The following is a 21,093-nucleotide window of genomic DNA, read 5'->3' on the forward strand; positions in this document are numbered from 1 at the left end:
TTTATCCATTGTCTTGATTGCTTTGGTAATTCCTTTTTAAACGTAAACCATATCCCATAAGTCCAATGCCACTTAAGAAGAATAGTGTCATTAAACCATAATTTTGATAACTGATGACAATCGCTGTAGCAATGAAACAGAGTACAACTGCGATTGCTAATAGGAACATTTTTTGATGATGTTTCATTCTCTTCACCTCTTATCTGTGATAAGTGTACATGATGTGACAATTTTTGAAAACATTTATTTTTGGATAGCTATTTTCTTCAACATTTTGTATGATGAGAATGGTATTAAACTTGAGGAGGATTCTTGATGGATGAACGACCACAAGAAGAAGTCATAGAAGATTTTAAAATATGGCCATTCGAAGAATTTTTTCTAATCGATATTGGAGGAGAGGCAGGATTTTGGGGTCTCTTCATAGCAATAACGATATTGGCAATAATTACATACAAACTTGGGTTCGCAAAAAAATTACCTCTAATGAAATCGCTCTTTATTTACGTTCTATTAGCGGTTGGGTGTTTAGTGTTGACCTTGTTTACGTTGATTGCTCGTCTACCCATGATTGAAGTGCTCTTTGTCATTGCATTGATTCTAGGGGTTTATCGATTGCGTTTACATCGAGAAAGAAAAAATGAAGCAGAATAGACAGAAAGGTTGCCCATAAAAGGGCAACCTTTTTAATTTCTGGATTTCTTTTCTACAATTTGCTTCCCAATGCGCTCGTAACAATTAGGGCACAAATAAGTTTGTTTGCGACGTTTCCTCAATTGTTTCGCTTCTAATGAGAAAGATTCAATCTTTTCAACATTGTCACATAAAACACATTTCACTCTCATATGAATCACCTCTAGATAAAGACATTATACCATGTATAGGCGATGTTTTGTATTGAACAGTAATGTTTGAAATCAAATCTTTGGGGAAAATATGAAAGTAGAAAGCGAATTGGAGGGTTTATTATGAATAAGAAAAAGACTTTGATATCTTCAGTAGTTGCAGCAGGAGCAGCCCTTGGTGCTTATATTTTTACAGATGAAAATCGTCGTAGCAAAATCAATCAACAATTTCAAAGTATGAAAAAGAAATTAACTAAAGAGGATGACTTTCCTATTGATAAAGCAGGGAAGCCTGAAACTGATCACATCGAAAATGCAGATATGGTTTCTGAGGGTTCACAGTTCGGCGTTCAATACTATAATGAAGTAAAAACTGATGAAAAAGATGACAAATAGAAACACCTCCCTTTAGTCAAGGGAGGTGTCATTTCTACTTAGACTTTATTCAGTTTCTTCTTTTGATTGGTCGTTACGTATGTTTTCTACAGGTCCCTGTTCCTGGTTATCTTCATTAGGTCGGTTGTTAGGATTTGGGGCTGTTTCTTTAGGCGGTGTTTCTGGAATGAATCTCGCGACTAAATTGGAGATTTCATCAAGTATTGCTTCATCTGCATGACCTTGTCTTATTCGTTCATTCATTTTTCGCAAACGGTCAGTGATATCTGCGTCAGCTATAACAAACGCATAATGGCCAAATGGGTCGTGTTTAATGGCTTCCGCAACTGAGTATTTGATTGTCCCGACTCTGGAGCGATCTAGATCACCATCAACATCAACTCCGACAATTGTATACGAACCGAAAACGACAGCCGTAGCATCTTGCACATTTGGAACATCTGAAGCTAGTTGAGATAGACGTTTAGCAGCTTGTTGATTACTATGCTCATTTGACTGTTCAATCTCAGAGTCACTAATTGGAGTAGGTTCTTCTAAGGAAGGACCACCTTGATTTTGTTGTGACATGCATCCTGCCAAAAATAATATGATGAACATCATGATATTTAACCCTTTATAATCCATAAAAAATCATGAACTCCTTTTTTCTTTATTTTGCTTAGAAAAAAGGAGTTCATGAGAGGTAATTGATGGTAATTATATATTATTTTGATGAAAACTGAACAATTAGTGAACAGTTATAGTGTGGACACCTTGAATCGGTTCATCTTGATTTGATCCATCACCGAAAAGAACTTGGACAGGTCCATTTTCTCTTAATGGCTTTCCATCTAATGCAAAAAGTAATAAAGATTCTAGCAGTTGTTGGTAAGTGATTGTCACTTCTCCTTCGTTTGTATGTAGTACAGCCTCAGTAGCTTCCACACTCGGTTCCGCATTATGAATGAAGTGTCTGATAGGCATTACATAGCTGTTCTCCAATACCTTTTTGCGCTCATATCTAGAAATACTTTTGTTTACCGGCGGCCTGATTTGTTGCTGATATTCGTTTCGGTCCCAAACTTCCTGTTTACCATCGTCGGTTTCTTCATCTGAAGGTGTATGAAATACTTTATCTAGCTCGATTTTACGATCGTCGAATATCCATACAGTTGGATCTAAAGTGATCGGGAAATTAACATTTCCATTAAGTTGTACAATCATTATGGTCACCTCTTTTTAAAAGAATTCCTATCAAGTATATCGAACATTGACCATCGATGCATTAAGGAGTGATTAATTTATGGAAAAAATATTTGAAAAAGACTTACATCAGTGGTTGGAACACGTACGAATTTATGCAAACAATGGTAAAGTTGCAGATTATATACCTGCTCTTGCAAACCAACAACCTGAAATAAATGCTGTTGCTTACTATCCTATTGGGGATGAAGTGATGAAAGCTGGTCAGTTTGAGTACACTTTCACGCTCCAAAGTATTTCTAAAGTACTTACTTTAGCTTTGGCCTTAGTTCAGCACGGGGAAAAGGCAGTTTTTTCAAGAGTTGGCAAAGAACCATCAAGTGATCCTTTTTATTCGGTAGCCAAACTGGAAGTGAATACACCTGCAAAGCCTTTTAACCCAATGATAAATGCCGGGGCTCTTGCTGTTACGAATATGATCCGTGGTAGAGATTCAGAAGAGATGGTTGAAGAAATTCTTAAATTGGTTCGTTTGCTGACTGATGATCCTTCTATTACTTACGATGAAGAAGTGGCAAAGTCAGAGTTCGAAACCGCGTTTCTTAATCGAGCTCTTTGTTATTTTATGAAACAGCATGGAATCATTACCGGAAGCGTGGAAGAATTGCTTGATGTTTATACGAAGCAATGTGCTATAAATATCAATGTGCAGAAACTCGCACGGATCGCTGCAGTTTTTGCGAATGATGGTCGAGACCCTGATACGAACAATCCTCTGATTCCACTTCATGTAGCACGAATTTGTAAAACGTTCATGGTAACCTGTGGAATGTATGATGCCTCAGGTACTTTCGCTATTAATGTTGGCATTCCTGCTAAAAGTGGAGTGTCCGGTGCAATCATGGGTGTATTGAAAAAGAACGGTGGCATAGCAGTATTCGGACCAGCTCTTGATAAAAAAGGGAACAGTGTAGTTGGAATGCAATTGCTTGAAAAACTTGCAGAGGAAAAAAGATGGTCCATGTTTTAGTACTTGCTCCCCTCATTCTCTTGCATTTTGAGAGGCGAAACGATAATATTAATAAATAGATACCTATTTAAAATGTGAGGGGGAATTTCTGTGTCATCGAAAGTAGCGCTTGAAGAAAATGAACAAGCTCTAGCCCTCTTAAAGGCAGATGCAGATAAGATTCTTCAGTTGATAAAAGTACAGATGGATAACTTAATGATGCCTCAATGCCCTCTTTATGAAGAGGTTTTAGATACACAGATGTTTGGTCTTTCTAGAGAAATCCATTTTGCCGTGAGATTGAATTTGATTCAAGATACTACAGGCAAACAGATTCTAGAAAACTTAGAAAGAGAATTGAGTGCTCTACATGAAGCAGCTCAAGCACAGCAGTCTGATCAACAGTCACATCCATCATCATGATTTAAACTCAAACTTGGACTTATTAATAGGTCTATGTTTGAGTTTTTATTATATAAAAAAATGAATAATCGTTCATTTTAGCAGGAATTAGTCATTTTTTGTAGAATTATAACAAAAGAAGATCTAGAGAAATTGGAGGGACCAACATGACAGACATACAAAATTTTAACAAAGTGTTAGTTGCCAATCGTGGAGAAATTGCCATAAGAGTATTTAGGGCTTGTACAGAACTTAATATCCGCACGGTAGCTATATATTCAGAGGAAGATACTGGTTCGTACCACCGCTACAAAGCAGATGAGGCTTATGTTGTCGGTGAAGGTAAGAAACCAATTGATGCTTATTTAGACATTGAAGGAATCATTGAAATCGCAAAGAAAGTTGGAGTAGATGCGATTCATCCTGGCTATGGTTTTCTCTCAGAGAATATTCATTTTGCCAAGCGGTGTGAAGAGGAAGGAATAACATTCATCGGTCCATCTAGTGGTTTATTAGATGTATTTGGTGATAAAGTGAAGGCGAGAGAACAGGCTATCAAAGCAGATATTCCTGTGATACCTGGTACTGATGGTCCTGTGGAGTCGGTTAAAGAAGTAGAAGAATTTGTCGATCATCATGGCTTACCGATCATGATTAAAGCAGCTCTTGGTGGAGGCGGTAGGGGGATGCGTATAGTACGTACTAAAGAATCCCTGAAAGATGCATATGACCGAGCTAAATCTGAAGCGAAAGCTGCTTTTGGTAGTGACGAAGTATATGTTGAGAAGTTGATCGAACAGCCTAAACATATCGAAGTTCAGATTTTAGGGGACAATGAAGGTAATTTAGTTCATTTGTTTGAGAGGGATTGCTCTATTCAGCGTCGTCATCAAAAAGTTGTTGAAATCGCCCCAAGTGTTTCTCTTACAGATCAGCAACGAGATGAGATTAATGATGCTGCTGTAAAGTTAATGGAAAGCGTTAACTATGTGAATGCTGGAACAGTAGAATTTTTAGTTACAAGTGAAGGTTTTTACTTTATTGAAGTAAATCCACGAGTGCAAGTCGAGCATACGATTACTGAGATGATAACAGGTGTTGACATTGTACAGACTCAATTGAAAATTGCAATGGGCCACACCTTGCACAGTGAAGAAATAGGCATTCCTGAACAAAAAGATATTTCAACACATGGTTTTGCTATTCAATCACGTGTAACTACTGAGGATCCGTTAAATAACTTTATGCCAGACACAGGTAAGATCATGGCTTATCGAACAGGTGGAGGGTTTGGAGTACGCTTAGATGCGGGTAATGGATTCCAAGGCGCTGTAATATCACCTCACTATGATTCTCTGTTAGTGAAAGTATCTACATGGGCTCTGACATTCAAGCAAGCATCGAGTAAAATGGTGCGTAACTTGAAGGAGTTCAGAATCAGAGGTATTAAAACAAACATTCCTTTCTTAGAGAATGTCATTTTACATGAGAAGTTCGTCAACGGAACATACGACACGACATTCATTGATACCTCACCAGAACTTTTTGTATTCTCAAAGCGGAAAGACCGTGGAACAAAGCTACTTTCCTTCTTGGGATACACAACCGTAAATGGACCGATGAATACCGGAATGGAGAAAAAACCTCTTTTCCCATCTCCGAGAATGCCTGAATTACCAGAAACTGAATTTGGTAGAGGAACGAAGCAGCTGTTGGATGAAAAAGGCCCTGAGGCTGTAGCTGAATGGTTGAAAAACCAAAAAGAAGTTATGCTCACTGACACAACATTCAGGGACGCACATCAATCTTTACTAGCTACAAGGGTTCGTTCAAAAGATTTGCTACAAATTGCGGAACCGACTTCTAAGTTACTCCCTAATTTATTCTCTGTAGAGATGTGGGGCGGAGCTACGTTTGATGTTTCTTATCGTTTTCTTCGTGAGAACCCTTGGGAGCGTTTGATGCAACTTCGTGAAAAAATGCCAAATGTAATGTTCCAGATGTTACTTAGAGCGAGTAATGCAGTAGGGTATAAGAATTATCCAGACAATGTAATTGAAGATTTTGTTGAGAAAAGTGCTTCTGCAGGAATAGATGTTTTTAGAATCTTCGACAGCTTGAACTGGGTCGAAGGAATGAAATTAGCTATTGAAGCAGTTAGAAAGCAAAATAAAATAGCTGAAGCATCCATGTGCTATACAGGCGATATCATGGATCCTAATAGACCTAAGTACGATTTAGATTATTATGTGAATTTGGCTAAAGAGTTACAAGCTGCTGGGGCTCATATTTTAGGAATCAAAGATATGGCAGGCCTTTTGAAACCTGAAGCTGCTTATAAACTGATTACAGCTTTGAAAGAAGAAATTTCAATCCCAATCCACCTCCACACTCATGACACAAGTGGGAATGGAATAATGATGTATTCAAGAGCGGTGGACGCAGGAGTAGATGCAGTGGATGTTGCTGTCAGTTCTGTTGCTGGTAATACTTCACAACCAAGTGCAAATAGTCTTTACTATGCCTTGGAGCATCATGCTCGCCAACCAGACTTGAATATTACTGCATATGAAGAGTTGGCTAGATATTGGGAAGATGTAAGAAAGTACTACTCAACATTCGAAAGTGGAATGAACGCACCACATACTGAAGTTTATTTCCATGAGATGCCAGGTGGGCAATATAGTAATTTACAACAGCAGGCCAAAGCAGTTGGTTTAGGAGAGCAATGGGATCTTGTTAAAAGAATGTATCGAAGAGTCAATGATATGTTCGGGGACCTTGTCAAAGTTACACCATCTTCAAAAATTGTAGGAGATATGGCTTTGTTCATGGTTCAGAATGACTTAACGGTGGATGATGTATATGAAAAGGGAGAATCGTTGGATTTCCCTGATTCAGTTGTAGAATTTTTCCAAGGCCACATTGGACAACCATATCAAGGCTTTCCAAAAGAGTTACAACGAATTATTTTAAAAGGGCGAAAAGCTATCGAAGAACGTCCTGGTGAAAATTTGAAAGATGTCAATTTCGAGGCGCTCAAAGAGCAGTTGTACGAAAAATTAGATAGGCAAGTAACGCCATTTGAGATTATCTCCTATGCGTTATACCCTAAAGTTTTTATGGAATACCAAGAGTTCGTCGACCAATATGGTGATGTATCTGTATTAGATACACCAGCATTCTTGTATGGCTTGAGACTAGGTGAAGAAATTTCAGTAGAGATTGAACAAGGTAAGACATTGATTGTTAAACTTGTATCGATCGGTGAAGCACAGAGAGATGGAACGAGAGTAATTTACTTCGAATTGAACGGACAACCGCGTGAAGTTGTTGTTAGAGATGAAAGTGTGAAAGATATTCAGCAACAACGCGTGAAGGCAGACAAAAATAATCCGAAGCATTTAGCTGCTTCGATGCCTGGAACAGTAGTCGAGGTTCTAGTTAAAGAGGGCGAGCAAGTGAAGAAGAATGATCATTTGATGATCACAGAAGCCATGAAGATGGAAACTACTATTCAAGCTCCTTTTGAAGGGAAAATAAAGAGTATTTCAGTCTCAAATGGTGAATCGTTAGAGACAAATGATTTATTAATTGAAATGGAATGATAGCAAATAAAAAGGACTAATCGATTCCTCGATTAGTCCTTTTTTGTTCTTCTAGCAATCATTACTAAGTAACAAAGTAGAGCAAAAAATAGTGAAATAATTAATGCGTGCATGAGGGCGAATACAACATTCATTAATGTGATTATTACTAAGGCACCTAGTAAAACTTGTAACACAATTAATGAGGCTGCAATCGACCAACTCACCACTAAAAATCGATTACTTCTATAATTTTTGAGAATGTGAATCAACAAAAGTACAACCCAAACTAATAAAAGACCAGCCAATAGTCGATGTCCCATTTGGATCCACTGTTGTAAAGAGTAACTGCCAATAGCTAATGCTTGATCGTTAAAACAGAATGGCCAATCTCTGCAAACCAGACTAGCTTGTTTATGTCTGACCAGCGCTCCTGTGTATACAACTACTAAGGTGTACACCAGAAGACTATAAAATTGATTTTTAATTTTGACAGGGATGCTTGCTTGTTTTGTATGAAACTTTTCATCTACATTGAAAATAATTAGCGTCAATAGAAAGACTGCTGCAAATGAAACTAAAGAAATACCGAAATGCAATGCCTTTATTACACTTGTTTGCTCTACAAGGACTGCAGCTGCTCCTAACAACGATTGAATTACAATGAAAAGTAAAGACATAAAGATTAAAAACTTCGTTTCTTCTATATGTCGATAATATTTCCAAGCAATATAAGAAAGGATAAGTATAAGGATGATCGCAAATCCTGACATTACTCTGTGACTGAATTCGATGACTAGTTCAGCAGTAATTGTAGATGGAATTAGTTCACCATTACAAAGCGGCCAACTTCTGCCGCAGCCTAAACCTGATTCTGTTTTAGTGACGAGCGCTCCCCCAATTAATACAAACAACATACTTATTAAAGAGAGTGTCGCGATTACTTTATGGTTTAACGAATTATTCATTATATGGGTCACCTCAGTACATTAAAGAGTACAATTAAACTCTTCTACTATCGTAATATATCCGCAGATCAATTGGAAAGATGAATGGTTACAAATTTATAACAATTCATAACTGATCTGAATTTTTCTTAGTCTATAGTGACACAATTCATTAGAATATGCTAATTTAATCAAAGTCTATACATTTCACATTTTTTTCACATCTAAAAATGTTTTTATATGATTAAATAGAAGTAAAGTCAATTCCGTGATACAATATTGTTGTGTTTGGAAAGCATGATTTTTTGGAGATTAATGTGCTTGTTTTATTAAATGCAAGTATGGGAGGAAGGTCGAGAAACATGCAAGAACCTCGTTCTTTAGAGACAACCTCATCGCATTTTGTCGATAGTTCATCTGTAAGTGTGAAGTCACTTTGGGGCGATTTTCTAGCCCTCATTAAAATAGGAATCATCAATTCAAATTTAATGACAGCATTTGCAGGTTTTTGGTTAGCTCTATATTTTACAGATCAATTATTTTTTAGCCACTGGGATACCTTCCTGTTGGTCATGGCGGGGACAGCATTGGTAATTGCAGGCGGTTGTGTAATCAACAATTATTACGACCGTGATATTGATCAAAACATGTCTCGAACAAGTAAACGACCAACAATCACTGGGACAATCCCGTTATCAGTGATTCTAGGGATGGGAATCAGTTTTTCCATATTAGGTCTAATTCTTTTATATTTGACCACACCTATGGCTGCGGTCTTCGGGTTTATAGGCTGGTTTGTATATGTAGTCTTATACACCATGTGGTCAAAGCGTAAATACACTATTAATACTGTGGTAGGAAGTTTCTCAGGTGCAGCACCACCTTTAATTGGATGGGCAGCTATTGATTCTACACTTCATCCTGTTGCCTTTGTATTATTTTTGATTATGTTCATTTGGCAGACCCCTCATTTTCTCGCTCTTGCAATTATGAAGCGAGATGAGTATGCTAAAGCAGGAATTCCAATGCTTCCTGTAGTTTATGGAAATGGTATAACTAAAAGACAGATAATGATCTACACAATCTGTTTAATGCCATTACCTTATTATTTCTTCTCATTAGGTATTACGTTTTTAATCTTTGCTACATTATTGAACATCGGATGGGTAGCACTAGCCGTTTACGGCTTCAAAATGAAAGATGATGATAAGTGGGCAAGGTGGATGTTCATATATTCATTAAACTACTTGACATTATTTTTCATAGGGTTGATAGTCGCTACAATCCCTGCATTTTTGTGATTCAATTAAGAAAATATTTTTCTTAATTATATTTATATAATATACTCACCATAAGAATGAAAAAGAGAAAGAGAGGTATCAATGGAAATGAAAGGGTGGATGAGCAGGTTCAAAGCTGTGTTCGTACTATCATTACTTGCATTAGTATTGACTGGCTGTGGTGAACCTTTTATTAGTACTCTTCAACCAAAAGGTGAAGGTTCTCAAATGCTTTTTGATCTAATGATCTTAAGTATTGTCATTATGTTATTTGTTTTTGTAGTTGTAATGATTATCTATATGTATGTAGTCGTTAAATTCCGAGAAAGAAAAGTCGGAAAAGACTTCATGCCAAAGCAAGTAGAGGGGAACCATGCTCTAGAGACTTTATGGACGGTCATTCCAATAATTCTTTTATTAATTTTGGCTGTTCCAACAGTTCAATATACCTTCGCACTTGCGGATGTGACTCCGGAAGTAGATGAAGAAGGTGCAGAACAAGATGCGATCTGGATTGATGTTACTGGTAAATTGTTCTGGTGGCACTTTGAGTACCGGGATATGGATATATCTACAAGTCAAGAGCTTTATATCCCTACAGATCGAAAGGTATACTTATCTATGACGTCAGATGATGTCATACACTCATTCTGGGTCCCGTCAATAGCAGGTAAGATGGACGTCAACCCAACCGGTAACACAAACGAAATGTTTTTGGATGCTAGTGAGGAAGGCGTATTCCATGGAAAATGTACTGAATTCTGTGGACCATCACACTCATTGATGGACTTTAAAGTAGTTGCGGTCAGCCCAGGAGAATTTGAACAATGGGCACAAGATATGCAGGGCGTAACAGGTGAAGAAGAACCTGAATCTGCTACTGCTCAAGAAGGTCAACAACTTTTCGCAGACAATTGTATGTCGTGTCACGCGATTGGCTCGAACCCGAATAAGATTGGTCCTAATTTGACCAACTTTGGTGATCGAACGAAGATTGCAGGTGTCATTGACTATAACAAAGAAAACTTAGTTGAATGGATCAAAACTAAAGGTAAAGATATGAAACCTGGTAACTTGATGGTTGATGCGCCTTATGATTTATCCGATGAGGAAATTTCAAGTATTGCAGATTACTTAATGTCATTGAGTCCAAGTGACATAACACCTGAAAATGCAAAAGATGGTGTGTATCAGGATTCTGACCTAAGTTCTTTATTCCCTGAAGAATCTGAAGAGGATTCTGAAGAAGGATCAGAAGAAGGTAGCGAATCTGAAGAAGGATCAGAGGAAAGCAGTGATTCTGAAGAAGGTTCAGAGGAAGACAGCGATTCTGAAGAGGGGTCAGAAGAAGAAAGTTCTGATGAAGAAAATTCTGACGAAGAATAAATTTACAGCTATGGATTGAATAATAAGGGAGGTAAAAGCGTGAGCACTGCAGCAACAAGAAAAGCAGGTTTTGGTGCTGCCCTGTGGGATTATTTGACTACTGTCGACCATAAGAAAATTGCCATCTTATACTTAGTGGCTGGTCTGTTCTTTTTCCTACTCGGTGGACTCGAGGCCGTGCTTATTCGTATCCAATTAGTATTACCAGATAACGAATTCATTTCTGCTCAATTCTATAATGAGCTTTTTACAATGCATGGTACGACCATGATCTTCTTAGCAGCCATGCCATTGATTTTTGCGTTAATGAACGCAGTAGTTCCTTTGCAAATAGGTGCGCGTGACGTAGCGTTTCCATTTGTAAACGCGTTAGGTTTTTGGCTATTCTTTTTCGGAGGGGTTCTATTAAACCTTTCTTGGTTCCTAGGAGGAGCTCCTGATGCTGGGTGGACAGCTTATGCACCACTCTCAGTCTTTTCAGAGGGGCATGGAGTCGACTTCTATGCTGTCGGACTCCAGATATCTGGTATCGGAACATTAATTGGTGGTATTAACTTTATTGTTACTGTCATCAATATGCGTGCGCCAGGTATGACTTATATGCGTATGCCATTATTTACATGGACTGCATTTATCGCAAGTGTACTTATTTTATTTGCTTTTCCAGCGTTAACAGTAGGTTTATTCCTACTTACGTTTGACCGCTTGTTTGAAGCTAACTTCTTCGATCCGAGCATGGGTGGTAACGCCATTATCTGGGAGCATTTATTCTGGATATTCGGACACCCTGAGGTATACATCTTGATTTTGCCTGCATTCGGTGTTTTCAGTGATGTCATCTCGACATTCTCGAAAAAGCGTTTGTTCGGTTACTCTTCAATGGTGTTTGCAACAGTTTTAATTGCTTTTATCGGTTTCATGGTTTGGGCACACCACATGTTCACAGTTGGTTTGGGTCCAATTGCAAACTCGATTTTCGCAATTGCAACAATGGCTATTGCAGTACCAACCGGTATTAAAATATTTAACTGGTTATTTACAATGTGGGGCGGGAATATCCGTCTTACCTCTCCGATGGTATTCGCTTTAGCATTCATCCCATCATTTACAATTGGTGGAGTAACAGGTGTTATGTTAGCTTCAGCAGCCGCTGACTATCAATATCACGATACGTATTTCGTAGTTGCTCACTTCCACTATGTAATCGTTGGTGGAGTTGTACTAGGATTATTCGCAGGTATTATTTACTGGTGGCCGAAAATGTTCGGTACGATGTTGAATGAGAAGCTGAATCATTGGTTCTTCTGGTTATTCTTCATCGGTTTCCATTTAACGTTCTTTATCCAGCACTTCTTAGGCCTGATGGGTATGCCACGTCGTTACTGGAAATTCCAACCGAATGAGGGATTAGATTTATTTAACTTAATCAGTTCTCTAGGTGCCATCTTCATGACTGTTGGTACATTGGTATTCTTATACAATGTCATTGTTACACAAGCAAAAGGTGTCAAAGTATCAGGTGACCCTTGGGATGGTAGAACACTCGAATGGTCTATTGCATCACCACCGCCTTACTATAACTTCAAGCAAACACCTTTAGTAAGAGGTCTTGATGCATTATGGATCGAGAAACAAGAAAACAATGGTAAAATGCAACCGGCTGAGCCTTTAGGTGATATTCACATGCCTAATAATACTTTCACACCATTTATGATGTCTCTTGGTTTATTCATCGCAGGTATCGGTGTCATTTACCAAGTTGATAATGGTGCTTGGTGGATATTAGGTGCGATCGGTTTCGCAATTACTGGTGGTAGCATGCTTTATCGTTCACTAAAAGATGATTTAGGTTACCACATTCATAAAGAAGAATTAACTGATGATGAGGGGGATGGTTCTAATGGCTGATGATATGCTGAGATCAGATAATCTACCTCAAAATCCTGAAAGAGCCACCCTTGAAGGTAAAAATAAGTTTTTAGGATTTTGGTTTTTCCTTGGTGGAGAAACAGTTTTATTCGCAAGTTTATTTGGAACGTATTTAGCATTAAAAAACTCAAATCTTGATGGTACTCCAGCAAGTGAGTTGTTTGGTCTAGAGCTTGTTTTCATCATGACAATCTTGTTATTAACTAGCTCATTGACTAGTGTTTATGCGATGTATCATATGAAAAACCATGACTATAAGTTAATGCAAAAATGGATAGGAATCACGGTGCTTTTGGGCCTAGCTTTCCTAGGGTTAGAAATTTATGAGTTCTACCATTACGTACATGCCTATGATCATGGGTATACTACATCTGCATTCTCATCTGCTTTCTATACTTTAGTCGGATTCCATGGTGGGCACGTAGCATTTGGTTTACTGTGGTTCATCTCATTGATGGTAAGAAACAGAAAACGTGGTTTAAACCTTTACAACGCTCCGAAGTTTTATATAGCTAGTTTATACTGGCACTTCATTGATGTTGTATGGGTATTTATCTTCACAGTTGTATACTTGATGGGAAAGGTGGGGTAACGGATGGCTAATAACACCAATTCCACTAATGCTAAAGAACAATTTTATAAAAATAAGCACAAGGAAGAAATGAAATATCAGGTGTTGACGTTTGCTTTAATGATTGCCTTTACCTTGATTGCCTTCGGCTTAGTTATCGCAGAAGTGAGCCCTGGTTTCACTATACCTACGATTCTTGTTCTTGCGGCGGTTCAAGTGTTGTTCCAATTTTATTACTTCATGCACATGAAGGATAAAGATCACGAATTGCCTGCAATGATGATTTATTCAGGTATATTCGCTGCAATCTTAACTGTACTTGCTCTTGCAACCATCGTATGGTGGTAAAATTTAAAAATCCAGCTTCTTTTTAAAAAGAAGCTGGATTTTTTTATATTTTTAAATACAATTTGTATTTTATTATAAAAAGACGCGAATTTGATTATATTTTCAATAAAATATAAAAAGTTAACCCAAAAATATTGAGTATTTACTCCTATATCCTTTCGTTTACTTCGTTTTTCGTAATAAATTACCCCTTGATATTTTATTGAAATACAGTATATTAGAATATACATAATAAAAATATTACGAATATTTAGCTTTTTTATTTAATTGTAATTTCTTTGTAATAATCGCAATAATAATCTTTCGAGGTAGTCATCAAAGGAGTGGTAATTGATATGTCAGACGTCATATTAGAATTGAACGAACTTCATACACACTTTTTTACCGATGATGGTGAAATTCCTGCAGTAGACGGAGTAAGCTTTAACGTACATAAAGGTGAAGTTGTTGGTATTGTAGGAGAATCTGGATGCGGAAAAAGTGTTACTTCTTTATCGATCATGCAATTAGTTCCTTCTCCACCAGGTAGAATTGTTAGCGGTGAAATTAATTATAAGAATGAAAATTTGGCTAAAGCTTCTGAAAAGCGGATGAGAAAAATTCGTGGAAATGAAATAGCAATGATATTCCAAGAGCCTATGACATCTCTGAATCCGTTATTTACGATAGGCAATCAATTGAATGAAGCTATTTTATTTCATGAAAAAGTAAGTAAAAAGCAGGCTAGGAAAAGATCTATTGAAATGTTGGATTTAGTAGGTATTCCTCGATCCAATGAAGTAATCGATGATTACCCCCACCAACTTTCAGGTGGTATGAGACAGAGGGTAATGATTGCAATGGCAATGGCTTGCAACCCAGAAGTATTGATTGCAGATGAGCCGACTACAGCGTTGGACGTAACTATACAAGCCCAAATTCTGGATTTGATGAGAGACTTGAATAAAGAAAAAGACACTTCGATCATTTTAATTACTCATGACCTTGGTGTCGTAGCTGAGATATGTGAGCGTGTAATAGTAATGTATTCAGGTCAAGTTGTTGAAGAAGGAACGGTCCGTGATATTTTGAAAGACCCTCAACACCCATATTCACAAGGATTGATAAGATCATTACCTAAGATCCATGAAACGGAACAGAAACTTTATTCTATTCCTGGGACTGTACCGAAACCCGGCATGAATATGAAGGGGTGTCGGTTTGCGCCACGTTGTCCTCATGCTTTTGACCGTTGCTTCCAAGAAGACCCGGAATTGTACAGTATTGCAGAAGGACGATACAGCCGCTGCTTTCTACATGATTCTGAGGAAGGAGGCATAAGAGATGACTACGAAACCACTATTAGAAGTTAATGGATTAAAAAAATATTTTGATATAAAAGGCGGAGTATTTGGAAGGAAAGTAGGAGAAGTCAAAGCGGTAGACGATGTTTCTTTTAAAGTAATGAAGGGAGAAATCGTCGGTATTGTGGGTGAGTCTGGTTGTGGTAAATCAACAACTGGTAAGTCCATTCTTAGGTTGATTGAACCTACAGAAGGTGAAGTGAAATTTGAGGATAAAGACATAACAAACCTTAGCTTTGAAGAAATGAGGAAGCTTCGGAAGGATATGCAGATTATCTTCCAAGATCCATATGCTTCTCTTAACCCAAGACATACAGTAGAAAAAATAGTAGGTGAGCCTTTACTTGTCCACGGAATGAACTCAGCCGACGACAGAAAAAAGAAGGTTAGAGAACTACTTGAGGTAGTTGGATTAAGAGAGTATCACGCCTCGAGGTACCCTCACCAATTTAGTGGTGGGCAAAGACAGCGTATTGGTATTGCACGAGCTTTAGCTAATAACCCAAAAATGATTATTTGTGATGAGCCTGTGTCAGCATTAGATGTATCAGTACAGTCACAAATTCTGAATTTAATGGAAGAGCTTAGAACTGAATTCAATTTAACATACGTATTCATCGCACACGATTTAAGTGTGGTTAAACATATTAGTGATCGAGTTGGCGTAATGTACTTAGGACGCATGGTTGAGATGACCACCAAGGAAAAATTATTCGAAGATCCTAAACACCCTTATACTCAAGCACTTATGTCTGCGGTACCAGTGCCAGATCCAGATGCAAAGAAGGAACGTGTCATTTTGCAAGGTGATGTCCCAAGTCCTTCAAACCCACCAAGTGGATGTGCTTTCCATACAAGGTGCCCACGTGTGATGGATGTTTGTAAAGAAGTAAGACCTGAATTCAGGGAAATTGAAGATGAACATTATGTTGCTTGTCACTTGTATGAGTAACACAATGTTTTTCTATAAAAAAATTAGTAGGGGGTAAGTTTAATGAAGAAATGGTCTCTATTATTAGCCATGATGCTCGCTTTTGTTCTTGTATTAGCAGCATGTAGTGGTGACGGCGGTGCCAACGATGATGAAGGCACTGATGAAGGTGATACTTCTGAAGACACATCAGAAGATACAGATTCAGAAGATACTGACTCTGAAGACACCGATAGCAGTGAAGGTGAGGCAGCTGCTGGAGACAACGTACTTGTATATGCAAGAGGTGGGGATTCTGAAAGTTTAGACCCGTCAAGTACGACTGATGGTGAATCATCTCGTGTAACTAAACAAATTTATGAAAGTTTATTAGAGTTTGAAGATGAATCATTCGACCTTAAAGCAGGTCTAGCAAATGATTGGTCAGTTAATGATGATGGTACTGTATACACTTTCCAATTAGAAGAAGGTGTAACGTTCCACGATGGTACTGACTTTAACGCTGATGCAGTTAAAACAAATTTCGAGCGTTGGTCTGATCCGGAGCATGAATATGCGTTTACTGAAGACAATTATGTATATTCCATGTATGGAACAATGTTTGGTGGATTCAAAGGTGATGAAGGTCATGTGATAGAAGAAATTAACGTGAAGGGTGATTACGAGATTGAATTCGTATTAAATCGTCCATTAGGTTATTTCTTACAAAATATGGCGATGAGTTATTTTGCAATCACTTCACCTGCTGCACTTGAGGAGCACGGTGCTTCAATCAATGAAAACCCAGTCGGTACTGGTCCTTTCAAATTTGAAAGTTGGAGCCGCGATGACTCAATTGTTTTAAATGCGTTTGAAGATTATCGCGTAGATGGTCAACCTAAACTTGATCAGGTTATATTCCAAGTAATCCCAGATAACTCTGCTCGACTGACTGCACTTCGTTCAGGAGACATTGATGTTATGGATGGTTTGAATCCAGATGATGCTCAAATCATTGAAGAAGAAGAAGGTTTCGATCTGTATGTACGAAAAGCAAATAACTTCGGTTACCTTGGTTTAAATACTGAAAAAGAACCTCTTGATAATAAGCAGGTTCGTCAAGCAATCAATCATGCAGTTGACCGCCAAGCGATTGCTGATGCTCTTTACGCGGGTTATGCTCAACCAGCTAAAAACCCATTACCACCTAATTACTTAGGTTATAACGACGAGGTTGAAGGCTATGAGTATGATCCTGAGAAAGCGAAGGAACTACTAGAAGAAGCTGGATATGGTGATGGTGTTGAAATTGAGCTTTGGACGATGCCAGTTGCGCGTCCGTATATGCCAGACCCAGAAACAGTCGCTGAAATTATCCAAAACAACTTATCAGATGTTGGAATCACTGCTGAAATCGTTCGAGAAGAATGGGCTCCGTATCTTGAGAAGACAGCTGCAGGTGAGCAAGAAATGTTCATGCTTGGTTGGTCTGGAACGAACGGTGACCCTGACTACTTCTTAAGTGCACTGTTACATGGTGATAACGCAGGAAGCAGTAACCGAACTTTCTATCAAAATGATGAAGTTGACCAACTGTTGGATGAAGCGAAAGTATCTGTAGATCAAGACGAACGTGCTGATCTATACATGCAAGCTCAAGAATTAATTTCAGAAGATTCTCCAATGGTTACATTGGTACACTCTGAACCAGTTCTTGCCGCTAGCAGTGATGTAGTGAATTATGTACCACACCCATCTACTAGTGAATCTTTAGCTGAAGTTGAACTGGATAGATAAGTTACAACAATGGGAGGGCAGTAGACTTACCTCTACTGCCCTTTATTTATTTACAACAAAGTAGTAAACATAATGAATTGAGGTGAAACGATGTTTGCTTATACGATGAGAAGATTATTAATGCTTATACCTGTTTTAATAGGTATGACCTTACTAACATTCTCAATTGTGCACTTGATTCCGGGCAACCCAGCTCAAGTTATTTTAGGAGAACAAGCTTCTGAACAAGAGATTCTCAATTTACAAGAGACTATGGGTTTAAATGAGCCTTATGTAGTTCAATACTTCCTCTACGTTGGTGATCTTCTACAGGGGGATTTAGGTACTTCTCTTCGTAGTAAAGCAGAGATTTCTAATGAAATAGTCCCCTACATAATAGCAACCTTCGAATTGACCTTCTTCGCTATGTTGTTTGCGATATTTGTCGGGGTGAATGCTGGGATTATCAGTGCTTGGAAACAAAACACTTGGTTTGACTTCTTAGCGATGTTGTTTGCTCTAGTTGGTGTATCAATGCCGATCTTCTGGCTTGCGTTAATGGAACAGTTGGTATTTGCTCAAGAGCTAGGGTGGCTACCTGCTTATGGAAGGCAAAACAGCCGGGATCCAATAGCTACTATCACTGGATTTTACGTGTTGGATAGTTTAATTCATTTGGACTTCCCAAGGGCTTTTACTGTTTTGAAACATCTAGTTCTACCAAGTATCGCTCTAGGCACAATTCCAATGGCAATTATAGCGAGAATGACGCGTTCCAGTATGCTGGAAGTAATGAGATCGGATTATATCAGAACCGTAAGGGCAAAAGGTTCAGGGCAGTTTTTGGTCATTTACAAACACGCCTTAAAAAATGCCACTATTCCTGTTTTAACAGTAATTGGTCTTCAGACAGGTGTCTTATTGGGTGGCGCAATCCTTACTGAAACTATTTTCAGTTGGCCAGGAATCGGTCGTTATATCTTCGATGCCATTAATTATCGCGACTATCCTGTTATACAATCAGGGATTTTAGTCATTGCTTTCATTTTTGTCATAATAAATTTAGTTGTGGATCTGCTTTATGCCTTCATAGATCCAAGAATAAAGTATTAGGGGGATGAGATGATGAAGACAGATACTGAAAAGAATAAACATAATGAAACCAAATCAGATCAAATAATACCCAATCCCGCTAATAACGATCAACAGCTAGATCCAGAAATGGAAAAAGTGAATTCTCCTTTAAAAGATACCCTTAAACAGTTAAGCAAAAATAAATTTGCTCTAGTAGGGTTCTTTATAATTATCTTCTTTTTACTATTAGGTTTATCTGCGCCATTAATTGCACCTGAAGGATTTAATAATCAGAGTTTAGGGGATCGCTTAACCCCTCCTTCAGCAGAATATTGGTTCGGCACTGATCATTTAGGTCGTGACATTTTCAATCGAATTGTTTACGGTGCGCGAATCTCTATGATGGTAGGTTTCTTCGCTGTAACAGGCGCATTGATATTCGGAACAATCTTAGGTATATTATCTGGATACTTCGGAAAGTGGGTAGACCAGTTGATATCGAGAATATTTGATATTTTACTAGCTTTTCCAAGTATTCTTCTAGCTATTGCAGTAGTAGCTATTTTGGGTTCTTCACTACAAAATGCTCTTATTGCGATTGCGATCATCAATATTCCGATTTTTGGACGTTTGATACGCTCCAAAGTAATTAGCCTGCGTGAAGAGGAATTCATCATGGCAGCTAAAGCGCAAGGTATGAAAAATGGAAGAATAATACTTCATCATATCTTGCCAAACAGTTTAGCTCCTATCATTGTTCAAGCGACTCTAAGTTTTGGTACAGCTATTTTAGAAGCTGCTGCGTTAGGTTTCCTAGGTTTAGGTGCTCAGCCACCAACACCAGAGTGGGGTAAGATGCTAGCGGATTCAAGAGACTTTATACAACTTGCACCATGGACATTGATTTTCCCAGGTGTTTCTATAATGCTTGTGGTTCTAGGGTTTAACTTAGTGGGTGATGGACTCAGAGATGCACTTGATCCAAAAATGAAAAATTAATTTATTAATTGAATATAATTTCAAAAAATCTCCGAGCCTATTATTATGGGTTTGGAGATTTCTTACTTTACATATTGGTTTAACTCGCGTAATTTCAACAATTTTATTAACGTTAACAAAATTGGTCGAGGATTATGTTGAAATCATGTATACTAAGTGGTGAAATGAACTGAATAATAACATGAGGTGAGGTCATGTGGGATAAAATTCAAATTTTCGGGTTTCGTGCCTTATGGAGTCCTGAAATATTACTTATAGCCCTGATTTTAGCAACTCTTTATTTTTTATTTACTGGTCCATATAAACATAAGACTGGTTTAAGTGAAGCTCCGAGTAGAAAGCAGAATATTTATGTTTACACTGCGATTGCTCTTTTTTACATTGTCAAAGGTTCTCCATTGTACTTACTGTCTCATATCGTTTTCATGGCGCACATGGTTCAGATGGCGTTCTTCTTTCTTGTTGTGCCGATCTTATTGATCAAAGGATTGCCTGAGGTTTGGTGGAGAAAAATCTTCGCAACTAAAGGATTACGTCATGTTTTGAATCTCTTGACTAAACCGGTGATAGCTGTCCTATTTTTTAATACTGTATTTTCTTTATATCATCTTCCGTCCATTTTGGATTTCTCAAAGACGAGTAACATGATTCATTGGTCAGTTACTTTATTCATCTTTTTTGCAGCTTTCTGTATGTGGTGGCCACTATTGACTCCATTTAAGGATAAAGTGCTCATCCAACCGCTTTACAAAATCTTTTATATATTTGCAAATGGTCTTTTGATCACTCCAGCATGTGTTCTGATTATATTTGCGGATTCACCACTATACGCTACCTATTCAGAACCTGACGCATTCATGACTGCACTTGCGTTATGTGTTCCTGCAGGGGTATTGCAAGGAATGAATTTAGGAGGACCTCAGATCTTCTTGAATATGCCGCTAGTTTATGATCAACAAGCTGCTGGAATCATAATGAAAATCATGCAGGAAGTCATTTACGGAGCTGTGTTGGCAAATATGTTCTACAAATGGTTCCAAAGTGAAAATCGTGGAATTGACCCGCTACCATCACAACAAACAATTCAACCTAATGTCGAAAGAGGATGA

21 protein-coding genes are annotated in these 21,093 nt (G+C 38.0%); 16 read left to right on the forward strand and 5 right to left on the reverse strand.

The window, feature by feature from the left end:
• Position 1 precedes the first annotated feature (1 nt).
• Positions 2-187, reverse strand: a complete 186-nt coding sequence (locus CEY16_RS01665) for a DUF5325 family protein (RefSeq protein WP_101330234.1) — start codon at positions 185-187, stop codon at positions 2-4.
• A 128-nt stretch (positions 188-315) separates the two neighbouring features.
• On the opposite strand from CEY16_RS01665, the gene CEY16_RS01670 reads away from it, so the two are divergent.
• Complete coding sequence (locus CEY16_RS01670) at positions 316-654, forward strand: YlaH-like family protein (protein WP_101330235.1); 339 nt, start codon at positions 316-318, stop codon at positions 652-654.
• A gap of 32 nt (positions 655-686) precedes the next feature.
• Here CEY16_RS01670 and CEY16_RS01675 read toward each other — a convergent pair whose 3' ends face one another.
• Positions 687-845, reverse strand: a complete 159-nt coding sequence (locus CEY16_RS01675; protein WP_101330236.1) for a DUF2197 domain-containing protein — start codon at positions 843-845, stop codon at positions 687-689.
• Between the two features lie 123 nt (positions 846-968).
• Between CEY16_RS01675 and CEY16_RS01680 the strand changes: the two genes are divergently transcribed.
• A complete protein-coding gene (locus CEY16_RS01680) occupies positions 969-1,241 on the forward strand; it encodes a hypothetical protein (RefSeq protein ID WP_101330237.1) in 273 nt (90 codons plus the stop codon).
• Between the two features lie 45 nt (positions 1,242-1,286).
• On the opposite strand, the gene CEY16_RS01685 is transcribed toward CEY16_RS01680, so the two are convergent.
• A complete protein-coding gene (locus tag CEY16_RS01685) occupies positions 1,287-1,865 on the reverse strand; it encodes a YhcN/YlaJ family sporulation lipoprotein (protein ID WP_101330238.1) in 579 nt (192 codons plus the stop codon).
• Positions 1,866-1,967: 102 nt separating this feature from the next.
• Complete coding sequence (locus CEY16_RS01690; protein WP_101330239.1) at positions 1,968-2,444, reverse strand: hypothetical protein; 477 nt, start codon at positions 2,442-2,444, stop codon at positions 1,968-1,970.
• Positions 2,445-2,523: 79 nt separating this feature from the next.
• Between CEY16_RS01690 and glsA the strand changes: the two genes are divergently transcribed.
• The 3 genes from glsA (at position 2,524) to pyc (ending at position 7,442) form a co-directional block, all read left to right on the forward strand.
• A complete protein-coding gene (glsA, locus tag CEY16_RS01695; RefSeq protein ID WP_101330240.1) occupies positions 2,524-3,453 on the forward strand; it encodes a glutaminase A in 930 nt (309 codons plus the stop codon).
• A gap of 90 nt (positions 3,454-3,543) precedes the next feature.
• The gene (locus CEY16_RS01700) at positions 3,544-3,855 is read left to right on the forward strand and encodes an Fpa/YlaN family protein (RefSeq protein WP_101330241.1); all 312 of its coding nucleotides are present in this window, start codon (positions 3,544-3,546) and stop codon (positions 3,853-3,855) included.
• Positions 3,856-4,001: 146 nt separating this feature from the next.
• Positions 4,002-7,442, forward strand: coding sequence for a pyruvate carboxylase (pyc, locus tag CEY16_RS01705; protein WP_101330242.1), 3,441 nt, complete (start codon positions 4,002-4,004; stop codon positions 7,440-7,442).
• 32 nt (positions 7,443-7,474) lie between these two features.
• Here pyc and CEY16_RS01710 read toward each other — a convergent pair whose 3' ends face one another.
• Complete coding sequence (locus tag CEY16_RS01710) at positions 7,475-8,389, reverse strand: COX15/CtaA family protein (protein WP_101330243.1); 915 nt, start codon at positions 8,387-8,389, stop codon at positions 7,475-7,477.
• A 341-nt stretch (positions 8,390-8,730) separates the two neighbouring features.
• On the opposite strand from CEY16_RS01710, the gene cyoE reads away from it, so the two are divergent.
• The 11 genes from cyoE to ctaG all read left to right on the forward strand — a co-directional run bounded on the left by cyoE (position 8,731) and on the right by ctaG (position 21,093).
• On the forward strand, positions 8,731-9,669 hold the full coding sequence (gene cyoE / locus CEY16_RS01715; RefSeq protein WP_101330244.1) for a heme o synthase: 939 nt from the start codon (positions 8,731-8,733) through the stop codon (positions 9,667-9,669).
• An 81-nt stretch (positions 9,670-9,750) separates the two neighbouring features.
• Positions 9,751-11,034 carry a cytochrome c oxidase subunit II gene (coxB, locus tag CEY16_RS01720; RefSeq protein ID WP_338015864.1) on the forward strand — a complete coding sequence of 428 codons (1,284 nt, stop codon included), beginning with the start codon at positions 9,751-9,753 and terminating at the stop codon, positions 11,032-11,034.
• 39 nt (positions 11,035-11,073) lie between these two features.
• Complete coding sequence (gene ctaD / locus CEY16_RS01725) at positions 11,074-12,942, forward strand: cytochrome c oxidase subunit I (protein WP_101330245.1); 1,869 nt, start codon at positions 11,074-11,076, stop codon at positions 12,940-12,942.
• Positions 12,935-13,555 carry a cytochrome (ubi)quinol oxidase subunit III gene (locus CEY16_RS01730; protein WP_101330246.1) on the forward strand — a complete coding sequence of 207 codons (621 nt, stop codon included), beginning with the start codon at positions 12,935-12,937 and terminating at the stop codon, positions 13,553-13,555. The genes ctaD and CEY16_RS01730 overlap by 8 nt, the downstream gene beginning before the upstream one ends.
• A gap of 3 nt (positions 13,556-13,558) precedes the next feature.
• Positions 13,559-13,882 carry a cytochrome c oxidase subunit IVB gene (gene ctaF / locus CEY16_RS01735; RefSeq protein ID WP_101330247.1) on the forward strand — a complete coding sequence of 108 codons (324 nt, stop codon included), beginning with the start codon at positions 13,559-13,561 and terminating at the stop codon, positions 13,880-13,882.
• 335 nt (positions 13,883-14,217) lie between these two features.
• Positions 14,218-15,234: an ABC transporter ATP-binding protein gene (locus CEY16_RS01740; protein ID WP_101330248.1), complete on the forward strand. Its 1,017-nt coding sequence runs from the start codon at positions 14,218-14,220 to the stop codon at positions 15,232-15,234.
• Positions 15,206-16,177, forward strand: coding sequence for an ABC transporter ATP-binding protein (locus tag CEY16_RS01745; protein ID WP_101330249.1), 972 nt, complete (start codon positions 15,206-15,208; stop codon positions 16,175-16,177). The genes CEY16_RS01740 and CEY16_RS01745 overlap by 29 nt, the downstream gene beginning before the upstream one ends.
• A gap of 42 nt (positions 16,178-16,219) precedes the next feature.
• Positions 16,220-17,932: an ABC transporter substrate-binding protein gene (locus CEY16_RS01750; RefSeq protein WP_101330250.1), complete on the forward strand. Its 1,713-nt coding sequence runs from the start codon at positions 16,220-16,222 to the stop codon at positions 17,930-17,932.
• 90 nt (positions 17,933-18,022) lie between these two features.
• Positions 18,023-19,024, forward strand: a complete 1,002-nt coding sequence (locus CEY16_RS01755) for an ABC transporter permease (RefSeq protein WP_101330251.1) — start codon at positions 18,023-18,025, stop codon at positions 19,022-19,024.
• A gap of 108 nt (positions 19,025-19,132) precedes the next feature.
• The gene (locus tag CEY16_RS01760; protein ID WP_101331108.1) at positions 19,133-19,984 is read left to right on the forward strand and encodes an ABC transporter permease; all 852 of its coding nucleotides are present in this window, start codon (positions 19,133-19,135) and stop codon (positions 19,982-19,984) included.
• Positions 19,985-20,178: 194 nt separating this feature from the next.
• Positions 20,179-21,093 (forward strand): cytochrome c oxidase assembly factor CtaG, encoded by a 915-nt coding sequence (gene ctaG / locus CEY16_RS01765; RefSeq protein WP_101330252.1) that lies wholly within the window; start codon positions 20,179-20,181, stop codon positions 21,091-21,093.

This window comes from Halalkalibacillus sediminis (assembly GCF_002844535.1).
GTDB lineage: Bacteria > Bacillota > Bacilli > Bacillales > Alkalibacillaceae > Halalkalibacillus_A > Halalkalibacillus_A sediminis.